Source organism: Pseudomonas sp. RGM 3321 (assembly GCF_022836805.1).
In the GTDB taxonomy this organism is placed as follows: Bacteria; Pseudomonadota; Gammaproteobacteria; order Pseudomonadales; family Pseudomonadaceae; genus Aquipseudomonas.
In genome coordinates, this window is record NZ_JALHBH010000105.1 from 76,768 (window position 1) to 92,490 (window position 15,723).

Annotated in this window: 11 protein-coding genes and 1 tRNA gene; 10 read left to right on the forward strand and 2 right to left on the reverse strand. The window is 60.2% G+C overall.

Annotated elements, in window-relative coordinates:
• Window positions 1-4: 4 nt before the first annotated feature.
• The 5 genes from RGM3321_RS11150 (at window position 5) to RGM3321_RS11170 (ending at window position 5,383) form a co-directional block, all read left to right on the forward strand.
• The gene (locus RGM3321_RS11150; protein ID WP_244393087.1) at window positions 5-1,336 is read left to right on the forward strand and encodes an ABC transporter substrate-binding protein; all 1,332 of its coding nucleotides are present in this window, start codon (window positions 5-7) and stop codon (window positions 1,334-1,336) included.
• A 5-nt stretch (window positions 1,337-1,341) separates the two neighbouring features.
• Window positions 1,342-2,121 (forward strand): ABC transporter ATP-binding protein, encoded by a 780-nt coding sequence (locus RGM3321_RS11155; RefSeq protein ID WP_244393088.1) that lies wholly within the window; start codon window positions 1,342-1,344, stop codon window positions 2,119-2,121.
• Window positions 2,122-2,307: 186 nt separating this feature from the next.
• A complete protein-coding gene (locus RGM3321_RS11160; protein WP_244393089.1) occupies window positions 2,308-3,522 on the forward strand; it encodes an SfnB family sulfur acquisition oxidoreductase in 1,215 nt (404 codons plus the stop codon).
• 15 nt (window positions 3,523-3,537) lie between these two features.
• Window positions 3,538-3,978 carry an acyl-CoA dehydrogenase gene (locus RGM3321_RS11165; protein WP_244393090.1) on the forward strand — a complete coding sequence of 147 codons (441 nt, stop codon included), beginning with the start codon at window positions 3,538-3,540 and terminating at the stop codon, window positions 3,976-3,978.
• Window positions 3,979-3,982: 4 nt separating this feature from the next.
• Entirely contained in the window at window positions 3,983-5,383 is a 1,401-nt protein-coding gene (locus tag RGM3321_RS11170) for an LLM class flavin-dependent oxidoreductase (RefSeq protein ID WP_244393091.1), read from the forward strand.
• Between the two features lie 207 nt (window positions 5,384-5,590).
• Here the strand turns inward: RGM3321_RS11170 and RGM3321_RS11175 are convergent, their stop codons facing one another.
• The gene (locus tag RGM3321_RS11175; RefSeq protein WP_244393092.1) at window positions 5,591-6,274 is read right to left on the reverse strand and encodes a response regulator; all 684 of its coding nucleotides are present in this window, start codon (window positions 6,272-6,274) and stop codon (window positions 5,591-5,593) included.
• Window positions 6,271-7,662 carry a sensor histidine kinase efflux regulator BaeS gene (gene baeS, locus RGM3321_RS11180; RefSeq protein WP_244393093.1) on the reverse strand — a complete coding sequence of 464 codons (1,392 nt, stop codon included), beginning with the start codon at window positions 7,660-7,662 and terminating at the stop codon, window positions 6,271-6,273. The genes RGM3321_RS11175 and baeS overlap by 4 nt, the downstream gene beginning before the upstream one ends.
• Before the next feature lie 144 nt (window positions 7,663-7,806).
• Between baeS and RGM3321_RS11185 the strand changes: the two genes are divergently transcribed.
• From RGM3321_RS11185 to RGM3321_RS11205, 5 genes are all read left to right on the forward strand, one after another.
• On the forward strand, window positions 7,807-9,009 hold the full coding sequence (locus RGM3321_RS11185; RefSeq protein ID WP_244393094.1) for an efflux RND transporter periplasmic adaptor subunit: 1,203 nt from the start codon (window positions 7,807-7,809) through the stop codon (window positions 9,007-9,009).
• Window positions 9,010-9,011: 2 nt separating this feature from the next.
• Window positions 9,012-12,158, forward strand: a complete 3,147-nt coding sequence (locus tag RGM3321_RS11190) for an efflux RND transporter permease subunit (protein WP_244393095.1) — start codon at window positions 9,012-9,014, stop codon at window positions 12,156-12,158.
• Entirely contained in the window at window positions 12,158-13,567 is a 1,410-nt protein-coding gene (locus tag RGM3321_RS11195; protein ID WP_244393138.1) for an efflux transporter outer membrane subunit, read from the forward strand. The genes RGM3321_RS11190 and RGM3321_RS11195 overlap by 1 nt, the downstream gene beginning before the upstream one ends.
• A 114-nt stretch (window positions 13,568-13,681) precedes the next feature.
• Entirely contained in the window at window positions 13,682-15,421 is a 1,740-nt protein-coding gene (locus RGM3321_RS11200; protein WP_244393096.1) for a tannase/feruloyl esterase family alpha/beta hydrolase, read from the forward strand.
• Window positions 15,422-15,619: 198 nt separating this feature from the next.
• Window positions 15,620-15,693 (forward strand) — tRNA-Cys (locus tag RGM3321_RS11205).
• Window positions 15,694-15,723 lie beyond the last annotated feature (30 nt).

Genomic DNA, 15,723 nt, shown 5'->3' on the forward strand with positions numbered 1-15,723 from the left:
GCCTATGAAACACCGAAAATCCCTGTTGCGTCTGGCCCTCGGTATGGCCCTGCTGGGGTGTGGCCTGGTCACCACGGCACAGGCTGCCAACGAGCAGTACTTCCCGCTGCAGAGCTACAGGGTTGGCCCTTATGCCGCGGGCGGCACCGGATTTTTCGGTGGTTTCATCGACTACCTGCAATACGTCAATGCCAACGGCGGGGTCAATGGCGTCAAGTTGACCTGGTCGGAGTGCGAAACCGAATACGTGGTGGAAAAGGGCGTCGAGTGCTACGAGCGTCTCAAAGGCGGGCTCAACGGTGCGCCGGCGGCGGCGACCAACCCGCTTTCCGTCGGCATCGCCTACGCTACGCTGGAGCGCTCTACTGCCGACAAGCTACCGCTGATCACCATCAACCACGGACGCACGGATTCAACAGACGGCAGTGTCTTTCCCTATGTGTTTCCGCTGCAGTTGAACCCGTACTCCGAAGTGTCGGCCATCGTCAATTACATCGGTCAGCGTGAAGGCGGTCTGGCGTCGCTCAAGGGCAAGAAAATCGCTGTGCTGTATCACGGCTCGCCGTATGGCAAGGAAACCAACGGTGTGCTGGAAACCCTGGCAAAAAACTACGGCTTCGAACTGACCACCCTGGAAGTGCCGCACCCCGGTAACGAACAGCAATCGCAATGGCTGAACATTCGTCGCCTTAAACCCGAGTGGGTGATTCTGCGTGGTTGGGGCGTGATGAATCCGGTGGCGCTAAAGTCGGCGCAGAAGGTTGGTTTTCCGGTGGACCACATCATTGGCAACATCTGGAGCAATTCGGAGGAAGACGTGATTCCCGCCGGTGCAGCCGCCAAGGGCTTCATTTCAATCACCACGCACCCCTCCGGCACTGACTTCCCGGTACTGCAAGGCATCAAGACGGCGGTGCTCGACAAGGGTCAGGGCAACCTTGCCGACCCAAAACGGTTTGGCACCGTGTATTACAACCTGGGTGTGGTAAACGGCATCCTCAACGTCGAAGCGCTGCGCATTGCGCAGGCCCGATTCGGCAATACGCCATTGACCGGCGAGCAGGTGCGCTGGGGGTTCGAGCATTTGAACCTTGACGACGCACGCTTGCAGGCGCTGGGTGCCAAAGGGCTGGTGCAGCCATTGAAACTGTCCTGCTCCGACCATGAAGGCGGCGGTGCAGTGCGCTTCCAGCAATGGGACGGCCAGCGCTGGAACCTGATCAGCGACTGGATACAGGCTGATCGTGCCTTGCTGCGGCCCATCATCGAGGCGTCGGCAGCGCAGTACGCCAGGGAAAAAGGCATCACCCCGCGCGATTGCAGCAAGGAGCAGTAACCCCGATGAGCCTGACCCCGCATGCTACGCCCGCTGCCGAAACCATTCTGTCGGTGGAACAGATCGAGGTGTTTTACGAGCAATCCATCCTCGCGTTGCGCGGGATCAGTCTGCAGGTTCGGCAGGGCCAGATCGTGGCCTTGCTGGGGGCCAATGGTGCGGGCAAAAGCACCACGCTCAAGGCCATTTCCAGACTGGTGAGTGCCGAGCGGGGCGAGGTGGTCAGTGGCCGAATTCACTACCAAGGCGTGCCAATCACCCGTTCCGATCCTTCGGTACTGGTCAAAAACGGTTTGGCGCAGGTGCTGGAAGGTCGACACTGCTTCACCCACTTGAGCGTCGAGCAGAACCTGCTGGTCGGCGCTTTTGTGTCGCGACCATCACGGACCGAAATCAAGGCCAGGCTGGAGAGGGTCTACAGCTATTTCCCCAGGCTGCGCCTGCTGCGTAAACGGCTGACCGGCTATACCTCGGGCGGCGAGCAGCAGATGGTCGCCATTGGCCGGGCATTGATGTCCCAGCCTCGTTTACTGCTGCTCGATGAGCCTTCCATGGGCCTGGCACCGCAGGTAGTCGAGGAGATTTTCGACACGCTGGCGCGGCTCAATCGTGAGGAGGGGCTGAGCCTGCTGGTAGCCGAGCAGAATATCAATCTGACGCTGGAATACGCGCACTTCGGTTATGTGCTGGAGAACGGCCGGGTGGTCGGCTCAGGGACTGCGCAGCAGCTGGGCGGGAGCGAGGATATCCAGAACTTCTATCTGGGCACAGCGACTCAAGCGTGAATCCCCACTGTTTGCCCAGCAACAGTGTTCGGACATTTTGCTCTGCGGGGCACCGCCGAGAATCTTAAATATAATGCAAGCAATTGTTTTAAAAAGAAAAAATAATTTACGGCACGGGCTGTGCACTGTTCAAGGTCAAGCGTGTTGAGTGTTTTCAACCTGTCGCCAACGAGCAGGAGCCAGCCCATGAGTAACCCACTCTCAATTCCACCTGTAGCACCGCTTAGAGCACATGTCATCGCTTCCGATGCCGAAGCCATCGAAGTCGCCACAGCACTGGCCAGCCGGTTTGCCGAGGAAGCGTCGCTGCGTGATCGCGAACGCCGCCTGCCGGTCGCCGAGCTGGATGAGTTTTCCGCCAGCGGACTGTGGGCCATTACTGTGCCCAAAGCCTATGGCGGTGCAGGCGTTTCCTACGTCACCGTTGCGCAAGTGATCAAAATCATTTCTGCCGCCGATTCTTCGCTCGGGCAGATCCCGCAGAACCATCTGGGCGTGCTCGATATCCTGCTGCAGACCGGCACCGAGGAGCAGAAGCGCCACTACTTCGGCAAGGCGCTGGCCGGTTACCGTTTCGGCAATGCGTTCTCCGAGTCGAAAAGCAAGAACGCCGGAGCCTTCCAGACCCGTATCCGCTTCGATGGCGAGCACGCGGTGCTGGATGGTGAAAAGTTTTACTGCACCGGCGCGCTGTTCGCGCACATCGTGCCAGTGGCCGGGGTCAACGAGCAGAATCAGGCTTTTATCGCGTTCGTCGAGCGCGACAATCCGGGCCTGACGATCATCGACAACTGGGACGGCTTCGGCCAGCGCACCACCGCCAGCGGCGGGGCAGTACTGAACGCCGTCCGTGTGCCGTCGAGCGCGGTGATCCCTGCGCACCGGGCATTCGATGAGCCGACTGCCGACGGGCCGATTTCGCAGATCATTCAGGCGGCGGTGGACACCGGCATCGCGCATGGCGCATTCGAAGAAACCCTCAAGCACGCGCGGCTGGCGCGGCCCTGGATCGACAGCAAGCAGGATTTCGGCTGGCAGGACCCGTTCAGCATCGCCACCATCGGCGACTTGCAGTGGCGCTTGCACGGCACCGACGCGATCCTCGCCAAAGCCGGGCAGGCCATTGACCATGCCTTGGCCGAACCCAGTGAAGCCAGCGTTGCACAGGCCTCGGTGATCGTCGCGCAGGCCAAGGTGCTGTCGGCGCAGATTGCCTTGCTCGCCAGCAGCCAGCTGTTCGAACTGGCTGGTACCCGCTCGGTGCTCGGCAAACTTAATCTGGACCGTTACTGGCGCAACGCGCGGACCCACACGCTGCATGACCCGGCGCGCTGGAAATACCACCTGATCGGCAATCAGGTGCTCAACGGCATTGCACCGCCACGCCACGCCTGGAACTGATCAAGGAGTATGCCCATGACGCATCCCGCTATTACCGCACAACTGGCGGTCGCCACCGAAGACCTTGATAAGGCGCGCCAGGGCCTGCAAGACACCCTCTATTACCTGCGTGAGCACGGTCGGCCGTGGCCGCTCAGTGGTCTGCAGCGCGTAGTCGATGACCCTTATGTGATCAGCAAGGTCGGGGACCTGCAGATTCGTCTGGACGTCGCCGCCGCGCTGCTGGAGCGCGCCGGGCGTCTGGACGCTTCGGCCGAGCAACACCTGATCGCCAGCAGCGAGGCGGTCATTGCCAGCGCCGATGCTTTGCAGGCGGTGGGCAATATTCAGTACGAATTGACCGGCCAACGCCCGTCGTCTCCAGCCCCGACCGGTCGTGAACCGCTGCGCTGGCACTATCAGGTTATCGGCAATCAACGCCTCAACGGCGTGGTGCCGCCGCAGCTTCAGGAGTAAGTGTATGTCTCGTCAGATTCGCCTCAACGCCTTCGACATGAACTGCGTCGGCCATCAGTCGCCTGGCCTCTGGGCTCATCCTCGTGATCGCTCCTGGCAGTACAAGGACCTGGAATACTGGACCGATCTGGCCAGAATTCTTGAGCGCGGCAAGTTCGATGGGTTGTTCATTGCCGACGTGCTGGGCATTTACGACGTTTATCGCGGTAACGGTGAGGCGGCCATTCGCCAGGCCACGCAAGTGCCGGTCAATGATCCGTTGCAGCTTATTCCGCCAATGGCGCTGGTGACCGAGCACCTGGGCTTCGGCCTGACCGCATCGCTGTCGTTCGAACATCCTTACCCGTTTGCCCGTCGCCTGTCGACGCTCGATCATCTGACCAAGGGCCGCGCAGGCTGGAATATTGTCACGTCGTATCTGGAGAGCGGCGCGAAGAACCTGGGGCAGCAAACCCTCACCGAGCATGACGCGCGCTATGACTATGCCGAGGAGTACCTGGAGGTTTGTTACAAACTCTGGGAAGGCAGTTGGGAGGACGGCGCGATTCTGCGTGATCGCGAGCGTCGGGTATTCAGTGACCCCAGCAAGATCCACGAGATTCGCCATGTCGGCAAACACTTCCAGGTGCCGGGTATTCACCTGTGCGAGCCGTCGCCGCAACGCACGCCGGTTCTCTATCAGGCTGGTGCTTCAAGCCGCGGCAAGCAGTTCGCCGCCGAGCACGCCGAATGCGTTTTTGTGGCCGCACCCTCCAAAGTCCTGCTGAAAAAGACCGTGGCCGATATCCGTCGCCGCACCGCCGAGGCTGGTCGCGACCCGTCCAAAGTGCTGATTTTCAATTTGCAGACAGTGATCCTCGGTGAGACGGATGCCAGGGCCAAGGCCAAGTTTGAAGAATACAAAAGCTGGGTCAGTTATGAAGGCGCGATGGCGTTGATTTCCGGCTGGACCGGCATCGACTTCAGTCAGTTCAAGCCTGATGAACCGCTTCGGCATGTGCACACCAACGCCATTCAGTCGGCAGTCGAGACCTTTTCCACTGCTGACCCGAACACGGTGTGGACTCCGAAGGCGCTGGCCGATTGGGTCGGTATCGGCGGTTTCGGTCCGCTGTTTGTCGGCAGCCCGGAAACCGTGGCCGACCTGCTGCAGGAGTGGGTTGAAGAGACCGACGTGGACGGCTTCAACCTGGCCTACGCGCTGACCCATGAAACGTTCATTGATGCGGTCGACCTGCTGGTGCCGGAACTTCAGAAACGCGGCGTCTACAAGACTGAATACGCCAAAGGTACCCTGCGCGAGAAACTGTTCGGCGAAGGACCACGCCTGGAAGCAGGGCACCCGGGCGCTGCCTTTCGCGACCTCGCTTCACTGCATCGCGCTCGCCAAACGGAGAGTGCCTGAAGTGCGATGACTGTCCTTGCGAAGGCGACGCAGCGCAGATCTGTAACGCGGAGCGTCACGACAGGCACTCCCACGCCGGAGCGTGAGGAACGACCATCGCAACTATCGTGCGCCGCTCTGCGCCGCATGCTGTTCTGGACGCTCCGCGTCCGATGTTGAGTGCTCTGAACTGTATGGATGCGTGATGCGCGCTCAGCGCAGCACCGGTCACAGCTCCAGCTTGTAACCCACCCCGTACAGCGACTGGATCGGGTCCTGACCCGGGCAGGCCTGCTCCAGTTTGCGGCGCAGGTTGCGGATGTGGCTGTCCACGGTGCGGTCGGTCACTACGCGGTGATCCGAGTAGAGCCTGTCCAGCAAGTGGTCACGGGAGAAGACCCGGCCCGGTGAGCGGGCAAAGGTGGCCAGCAGACGCAGTTCCACCGGGGTCAGGTCCAGGGTGACCCCGTTGAACGAGGCCTGGTAATGCGCTTCGTCCACCTGCAAACCCTTGGGCGTGTGCGGCTCGCTGGAAGCGCTCCGACGCAGGATGGCTTTGACGCGAGCGACCATCTCCCGTGGGCTGAACGGTTTGCAGATGTAGTCGTCGGCACCGAGGTCCAGGCCCAGCAACCGGTCGATTTCCTCGACGCGTGCGGTGATCATGACAATGGGCACATCGCTGAAGCTGCGCAGTTCCTTGCAGATGTCCATGCCATCGCGGCCAGGCAGCATGATGTCGAGCAGGATCAGTTGTGGCGCGTTCGCTCTGACAGCAGGCACAACGTCTAGCCCGTTACTCAGGCAGTGTGTCGAATAGCCGGCCGCGATCAGGTAGTCGCGCATCAGCGACGCCAGCTTGGGCTCATCTTCGACAATGAGAATCGGTGTTTCAATGCTTATAGCGGTCATGGGCGCAAGTGTCCGGGCAGGCACAGGGTCAGCCAGAGGCCGCCTGTGGGCGAATGGTCGGCGCTCAGGGTGCCGCCGTGGGCGAGGGCGATGCTGTGACAGATCGCCAACCCCAGACCCGCACCGCCGCTGGCGCGGTTACGTGAAGTTTCACCGCGATAGAAACGTTCGAATAGTCTGGGCAATTGCTGCGGGTCGACGCCGGGGCCGGAATCCATCACATCGACGCGCACCTCATCACCCTGCAGGGCAGCACGCACGTGCACCGTGCCACCGGCATCGGTGTAGCGCACCGAGTTTTCCAGCAGGTTGCTGATCAACTGTTGCAGGCGGCCTGGGTCTGCGTGTACCGACAAGGGTTGAGTCGCAAGTTCCAGCTGCAAACTCAATTGACGCGTGGCGCAACGCTCCTCGAACATCTCAGTGATGTTTGTCAGCAGCTCTGCCAGGTCACAGTCGACCTTGCGGTAGGTCAGGGCGCCCACATCCGCCAGGGACAGCTCATACAGATCATCCACCAGCTTGCTGAGCATGCCGACTTCACCCTGTAGCGACTTCATCGATGCCTGATCCAGTGTGCGTACGCCATCCTCGATGGCTTCCAGTTCGCCACGCAAGACCGACAGCGGGGTGCGCAGCTCATGGGACACATCGGCCATGAATTCGCGGCGCATCTTCTCATTGCGTTCCAGGGTGTACGCCAGCTGGTTGAAGTCGCGCGCCAGTTGACCGACCTCGTCGTTCGAGGAAACCGCCACGCGGCTGGCGTATTCACCTGCGGCGAGGCGATGGGTTGCTGCGGCCACACGTTTGACCGGATCTAGCAGGGTGCGCGCGATCCACCAGGCAATCAGCACCGCCAGCAGCAGCGACAGCACACCCATTGCCAGGCTGGCGCGCAACTGGTACTGCTGAAAGCGCTCGCCACCAGCTTCGCTGACACTTTGAAAGGGCGTGACTGCCATCCAGCCAACGACTTTGCCGTCGACTTCCACCGGGCGCATGAACTCATCGTCATGGACCCCCGGAAAGCCCATCACCAGGTTCTTCTGCGCATCCAGCAGCGCGATCCGGAACACCGCGCCGGTCAGGTCGGAGGTGGGCGGCGTTGCCAGCCCGGGGATGGCAAAGTCTTGCGCCGGCTCCGGACGCATCACTTCGAACCAGCGATCCTTGTTGTCACGCATGAACTCCCAACTGCCTTCGTGCGCATAGGCAGCGGCCAGTCGCGGCAGGACCGGCGACATGCGCTGCATGGCCTGTTCGTTGAGGTAACCCAGAAAGCCGCGGGCAAAACTCCAGTTCGCGGTCAGGCCCATGATGAGGATGACTGACAGCACGCTGGCCAGTACCGCGACAAAGAGTTTGGTGGAGATGCTCGATTTCATGAAGGCTCGGGGTTTCCCTGAAGACGGCGTCCATTTAGGCCTTCGCGACGGCAAGTTTCAAGTCGGCGCAGCAATCTTCAATTTTCCTGCACATTTGCCTCGCACTCTGACGTCAGGCTTTCGCCACAACGTCCTGAGGCAATTATGTCGAGCAAGATTTTCGCCAAATACCTGATGACTTTGACCTTTGTCATCTACGCAGCCCTTATCGGTTTTCTGAGCGGTTGTTCAGACGGCAATTCGCCGCCTGCTGCGGAGAAACCGAGCGTGTCGGTGGTCACCGTCAAACCGCGCAGCCAATCGCTGACCACCGAGCTGGCGGGGCGCACCAAAGCGTTCATGGTTGCCGAGATACGGCCTCAGGTCAGTGGCATCGTGCAGCAGCGACTGTTCGTCGAAGGCGCCGAAATCAAGGCTGGTCAGCCGTTGTACCAACTCGACAGCGCGACCTATCAGGCGGCTCTGGCAGAGTCGCAGGCCACGCTCGCCAAGTCCCGTGCCACGCTCAAGTCCGCACAGGCCACCGCCAAACGTGATGTGCAACTGGCCAAGATCGATGCCATCAGCCAGCAGGATAAAGAAGACGCCGAGGCCAGCCTGCTGACTGCTGCCGCCGAGGTGAAAGTGGCGGAGGCCGATGTGCAGACCGCACGCATCAGTCTGGCCTACACACGGATTACCGCGCCTATCAGTGGCCGCATCGAGACCTCGACCGTGACCCCCGGTGCATTGGTGGTGGCCCAGCAGGACACCGCGCTGACCACGGTTCAGCAACTGGACCCGATTTACGTCGATGTCACGCAGTCCACCACCGAGTTGCTGCGTCTAAAGCGCGACCTGGCCAGCGGCAAGCTGCAAACCAACGGCGATGGGGAAGCCAGAATCACCCTCAAGCTGGATGACGGCAGCACTTATAACCACGACGGCCGTCTGCAATTTAGTGGCGTCAGCGTCAATGAAGGCACCGGTACCGTGACGCTGCGTGCCAGCTTTGCCAATCCGGAGCGGTTGTTGCTGCCCGGCATGTACGTGGTGGCTGTGCTGGAGCAAGCGCAGGATCACAACGCGATCCTGATTCCGCAAAAGGCCGTCACCCGCAGTGCCAGTGGCCAGACCACCGTGTTACTGGTGGTCGACGGCAAGATCGAGCAGCGGGTGATCAGTGTCGACCGCACGGTGGGCAACCAGTGGTGGGTGAGCAGCGGGCTCAAGGCCAATGAGCAGGTGGTGGTCGAGGGCGGTCAGAAAACGCCGGTGGGCACCGAGGTTACCGTGCAGAGCGCTGACAACGCCGATTCGCCAGTATCTGGTACTGCGGCCACTGCCGCTACCGTGAAGGAGGGCTGAACATGGCTCGTTTCTTCATTGATCGGCCCATCTTTGCCTGGGTCATTGCCATCTGCATCATGTTCGCCGGCGGATTGTCCATCAGCCAACTGCCGCTTGAGCAATACCCCAATATCGCGCCGCCGACGGTAAAGATCTCCGCTACCTACACTGGCGCATCGGCCAAGACCGTCGAAGACTCGGTCACCCAGGTCATCGAGCAGCAGATGAAGGGTCTGGACCGGCTGACTTATATGTCCGCATCCAGTAGTTCTGCGGGCAGCGCGAGCATCAGTCTGACCTTCGCCGCAGGCACCGACCCGGATGTGGCGCAGATGCAAGTGCAGAACAAACTGCAACAGGCTGAATCGCGCCTGTCGCAAAGCGTGCAAAGTGAAGGTTTGACGGTGACCAAGGGCAGTTCCGATTTTCTGATGCTGGTTGCCCTGGCCTCCGATAACGAAAGTGTCACGGGTACACAGATAGGTGATTACATTTCCAGCACGCTGCTCGATCAGCTCAGCCGTGTGGATGGCGTCGGCGACGTGCAGACCCTGGGTTCGGGGTACGCCATGCGTATCTGGCTTGACCCGGCCAGGCTGGAAAAGTACGCACTGATGCCCTCCGACATCAGCTCGGCATTGGAGGCGCAGAACACCGAAGTTTCGGCAGGCCAGTTGGGCGCCTTGCCTGCTGTGGCCGGGCAGCAACTGAATGCGACCATCAGCGCCCGCAGCAAGCTGCAGACGCCTGAGCAGTTCGAGAACGTGGTCGTCAAATCTTCCAGCGACGGTGCTGTTGTGCTCCTGCGCGATGTGGCGCGGGTGGAACTGGGCAGCGAGAGTTACGACATCAACTCGGCGCTCAATGGCAGGCCAGCGGCGGCAATGGGCATTCAACTGGCGTCAGGCGCAAACGCGCTGAGCGTTGGCGAAGCGATCAAGGCCAAACTCAAGGAACTGGAGCCGTTCTACCCCACGCAGATGCAACTGAAGACAGTGATTGCCTATGACACGACACCGTTCGTGAGCCTGTCGATCAAAGAGGTGGTGAAGTCGCTGGGTGAGGCGATCGTACTGGTGGTGCTGATCATGTTTCTGTTCATGCAGAACCTGCGCGCCACGCTGATTCCGGCGATTACCGTGCCGGTGGTGCTGCTGGGCACGTTCGGCGCGCTGGCGCTGTTCGGCTATTCGATCAACACCCTGACCATGTTCGCGATGGTCCTGGCCATCGGCCTGCTGGTCGACGATGCGATTGTGGTGGTGGAAAACGTCGAGCGGGTGATGGGCGAAGAGCAACTGAGCCCGCTGGAGGCGACCCGCAAATCAATGGATGAAATTACCAGTGCGCTGATCGGCATCGCGTTGGTGCTGAGCGCCGTATTCATCCCGATGGCCTTTTTCAGCGGCTCCACCGGGATCATCTACCGGCAGTTCTCGGTAACCATTGTTTCGGCAATGCTGCTTTCGGTTCTGGTGGCGATGACCCTGACGCCAGCGTTGTGCGCAACGATGCTCAAAGCCTCGGATGCTCAGTTGCATGCACAACGGGGCGGCTTTTTCGGCTGGTTCAACCGCACCTTCGACCGCAGTGCCGACCGTTACCAGCGAGGCGTTAGCGGTGTGGTCAAACATCGTGGACGGGCTCTGCTGGTGTACGTGCTGGTGCTGGTGGCCATGGCGGTGGGTTATGTCAGCCTGCCCACGTCGTTCTTGCCGGATGAGGACCAAGGTACGCTGATGGCGCAGATCCAACTGCCGGTTGGCGCTACTGACAGCCGTACGCAGGCGGTTATGAGGCAGTTCGAGACCTACATGCTCAAGCAGCCGGAGGTCGAGGCGTTGATCAGTATCTCAGGGCTGGGGATGGGCGGTAACAGCCAGAACACCGCCAGGGCGTTCATCAAGCTCAAGGACTGGAGCGAGCGTTCCGGCGAGGGGCAGGGCGCAGCGCAGGTAGCACAGCGGGCAACGCTGGCGCTGGCCAGCATTGGCGACGCCAGTGTGTTTGTCATGCAGCCGCCTGCGGTGCGCGGGCTGGGGCAGAGTTCGGGGTTTGATGTGCAGATCAAGGACCTTGGCGGCGTGGGGCATGAGGCGCTGGTCGCGGCACGCGAGCAGTTTATCGAGATGGCGAGAAAGGACTCGAGCATGCTGGGCGTGCGCAGCAACGGCCTGGACGACACTCCGCAGTTGAAAGTGACCATTGATGACCGCAAGGCCGGAGCGCTGAGCCTTTCCACCAGTGACATCAATTCGACTCTTTCCACTGCGCTGGGCGGCAGCTACATCAATGACTTCCTCAATCAGGGGCGAGTGAAGAAAGTCTACGTGCAGGGCGAGGCTGCTTCGCGTATGCAATCAGCCGATCTGAACCATTGGTTCGTGCGCAACAGCAATGACGAAATGGTCCCGTTCTCATCATTTGCCCGCAGCAGCTGGAGCTACGGCTCGCCCTTGCTGGAACGCTACAACGGCAATTCGTCGCTTGAAGTGGTGGGTGATCCTGCGCCGGGTGTCAGCTCGGGCACGGCAATGGATGCCGTTGAAGCAATCATCAAGCAGCTTCCCGAAGGCATCGGTTACGAATGGACCGGACAGTCCTACCAACTGCGTTTGTCCGGCTCTCAGGCGCCCATGCTCTACGCGGTTTCAGTGCTGTTCGTGTTCCTCTGCCTCGCTGCCTTGTATGAAAGCTGGTCAGTACCGTTTTCGGTCATGCTCGTGGTGCCTCTGGGCGTGGTCGGCGCGGTGCTGGCGACGCGGCTCAGCGGTTTGAGCAATGACGTGTACTTTCAGGTCGGACTGTTGACCACCGTCGGCCTGGCGGCAAAGAACGCGATTCTGATCGTCGAGTTCGCCAAGCACCTTCAGGAACAGGGAAAAGGCCTGCATGAAGCCACCCTTATTGCTGCCCGGCAACGCCTGCGCCCGATTCTTATGACCTCGCTGGCGTTCATGTTCGGTGTACTGCCGTTGGCCCTCAGCACTGGCGCAGGCTCGGCTGGGCGCAATGCAATCGGCACTGGCGTGCTGGGCGGCATGTTCAGCGCTACCGTGCTGGGGATTTTCCTGGTGCCGCTGTTCTTCGTTGAAGTCCGTCGCCGCTTCAGTCGTTCTTCAGGCAATGCTGCGGTTGCCCAAGCCACATCTACAGGTGAAGCATGATGCGTCTTTTCTGGCCTTCGCTGGCTGTCACGGCGCTGCTCGCGGGCTGCGTCAACCTGGCCCCGGACTATCAGCGCCCCGAGGCACCTGTATCGAGCCAATGGCTGCCGACGACGGCGGGCCAACCGGTTGCGTCAGGCAGCGTGCCCACGGATATCGACTGGCAGAACTTTTTCACCGACAAGCGTTTGGTACGCCTGCAAACCCTGGCATTGGTGAATAACCGTGATCTGCGCCTGGCCAGCCTGAATGTCGAGAAAGCCCAGGCTCAATACCGTATCGAGCGTGCCGCGAGCCTGCCGACCATTGATGCCAGCGGCAGCGGCACGCATACACGCACGCCGTCATCGACCTCGATGACTGGCAAATCGTCGATCAGCCACGAGTACAGCGCGCAGCTTGGCTTGAGCAGCTATGAGCTGGATGTGTTCGGGCACATTCAGAACCTTCAGGACGAAGCGCTCGAGGATTACCTGGCCTTGACCGAAACCCGGCGCAGCACGCAGATCAGCCTGATCGCCGAAGTGGCGACCGGCTGGCTCACGCTGGCTGCCGACAACCAGCTTCTGAAGCTGGCTGAAGACACGCTGGCCAGTCAGCAGAAAAGCTACGACCTGACCAGAAACAGTCATTCGCTGGGCGGTTCTTCCGGGCTGGAAGTGGCCCAGGCGCAGACAACGGTCGAATCGGCGAGGGGCGATGTGGCGCAATATAAAAGCCAGATTCTTCAGGACCGTAATGCCCTGCGTCTGCTGGTGGGCAGCGACCTGCCTGAGGAACTGCTGCCCAACGCCGACATGCAGTCGGTGGCGCAATTGGTGCAGGTGCCGGATGGCCTGCCTTCCAGCCTCCTGCAACGTCGCCCGGACGTGCTGAGTGCCGAGCACACACTCAAAGCCGCGAACATTGATATCGGTGCAGCGCGTGCGGCGTTCTTCCCCAGTATCACCCTGACTGCCAGTGCAGGCTCTTCCAGCACCAGCCTTTCCGGCCTGTTCAAATCCGGGACCGGAGCATGGAGCTTTGCGCCGAGCATCAGCGTGCCGATTTTCGATGGCGGTTCCAATCGCGCCACGCTCGACTCGGCCAAGGTCGAAAACCAGATTCAGATCCAGACCTATCAGCAGACGATTCAAACTGCGTTCAAAGAGGTGGCCGATGCGCTTGCGGTGCGCAGCACACTTGACGAGCGGGTTGCCGCACAACAGGCCTATACCGATGCCAGCCGCAGGAGCTACGAACTGGCCGATGCCCTGTATCGCGGCGGGTCGCAGAGTTATCTGGAGGCACTTGAGTCCCAGCGCTCGTTATACAGTGCCGAGCAGGAGCTGATTTCCCTTCGCCTCACCGAGCAGAGCAACCGGGTAACGCTCTACAAGGTTATGGGCGGCGGATGGAATCCGGGGTGACTTTTTCTACCAGCCTTTGAATAATTGCCTGGCTTAAACGTTTTACCCTTACCTGCAGTGCGGTCATTTAGGTGCTCGTACTGTGGTTTTGATCCTTCATGAACAGGAGTTCTCATGAAACCCTCCCAGCCGAAGTACGTCCGCGCTCTGTCGCTGCTGGTCACTTCACTCATCATTCAGACGCCAGCCCAGGCTCGTACGCCGTCCTCTGCAACTGCCGACAACATTGCCCGGCTTGCGGTGGTCAAGCCGATCAGCGCGTGCTCCGCGCTGACCGGCGTGGACCTCAACGATATCGGCGGGCAGGGCAGTCGCGTGCTGACAGCCAGCGAATCGTCCCGGGACGGCGTGGCAGTCTGCGCCGTGGAGGGGCGTTTGGCACCGGAGATCGGTTTCAGACTTGAGCTGCCAACCGCAGCCTGGCAACAGCGTTATTTGCAAGTCGGCTGCGGTGGGCTGTGTGGCAACATCAACTCGACTGTGCGCGCCGCTGACGGCTGCACGCCTTTGAATACCGGTGCGTTCGCAGTGGCGTCCACCGACATGGGGCATCGCGCGGCAGACAACCATTTTGGCGACGACCCGCAGAAACGCGCCGATTTTGCCCATCGCGGGGTTCACCTCACGGCGCTGGCGTCGAAGAAACTGATCATGGCGTTCTATGGCCGCAAAGCCGAATACACCTACTTCAGTGGCTGTTCGGATGGTGGCCGTGAGGCATTGATCGAAGCCCAGCGTTATCCGGAAGATTTCGATGGCATCATTGCCGGGGCTCCGGCACTCAACTTTCAGGTACAAAAAACGCTCTATCACGGCTGGATGGCCCGCTCCAACAGAGGGTCGGATGGCAAGCCGATCCTTCTCGCCTCCCGATTGCCGTTGTTGCACAAGGCCGTACTCGATCAGTGCGATGTGCTGGACGGGCAGATCGACGGCCTTATTGCGGACCCGCGCATCTGCCACTTCGACCCCGCCGTGTTGCAATGCAAAGCTTCTGCCGACAATGCCAACTGCCTGAGCGCAGAGGAGCTGGCCACCGTCAGACACTTCTACGAAGGGCCTAAAGACGCCGTCAGCGGAGCACGGTTGACCCTAGGCGGACCTCAGCCGGGCTCGGAACTGGCCTGGGCGGGCGTGTTCGTGCCAGTGAGCGCCGATCAGACCGTTTACAGCGAGACGGCTGCACGGGAAGCCATTGGCAATGTGGTGTTCGAGAAAAACCCTGGCGCAGATTTCGATCTGAATGCGCTGAACTTCGACAAGAAAACCTTTGATCAACTACGCCCGCTGCATACGCTGTACGACGCTACCAACCCTGATCTGTCGCGATTCGCCAGTCGTGGCGGCAAGCTGATTCTCTGGCACGGCTGGTCCGACCCGAACATCTCGCCGCTCAATACCCTCGCGTACCATGAGGCGGTCGAAGCGCAGATGGGCAAGAGCCGCACCGAGGCATTCTCGCGGCTATACATGTTGCCCGGCGTCTATCACTGTGGCGGCGGGGAAGGGCCAAGCCTGATTGATCTGCTGACGCCGATCATGACCTGGGTCGAGAAAAGCCAGGCACCGGATGCCATCGTCACCCGACAGGCAGGGCCCGAGAAGGCTGGCAACAGGCAGAGACCACTTCGTGAGGCACTGCCTGCGTCCATGGTGAAGGAAAACGTAGGTAATCGAGGGCGTACCCGCATGGTTTTCCCTTACCCGTTCATGGCCGAGTATGACCACAAGGGCTACTCGAAAAACGCAAACAGCTACCAGCGTGCCCAACCATTGACTACGGATAAAACGCCCCAATGGATGGGGTCGGACTTTTTTCGTCCCTATGTTCCTCTTGAGCGACAGACGGAATAACGAGTACGTCTACGCGCAGGGAGAATTATTTTCTCCTCGTTCTTGACATGGCATGCGAAGCAGTACAGAATTGCGTCCATTCCTGAGCGAGGAATTGAAAAAAACCCTTTAGATTCAATGGGTTGAAAGCCAAAGAAATATTGGTTTCCCGCTAAATCAAAATGCGTTTGATGTTTAAGTGAAGCATCTTTCGTTTGAGGCCGAGTAGCAAAATGGTTATGCAGCGGATTGCAAATCCGCCTACGCCGGTTCGATTCCGACCTCGGCCTCCACTATTCAAAGCCCCGCAGATTAACGTCTGC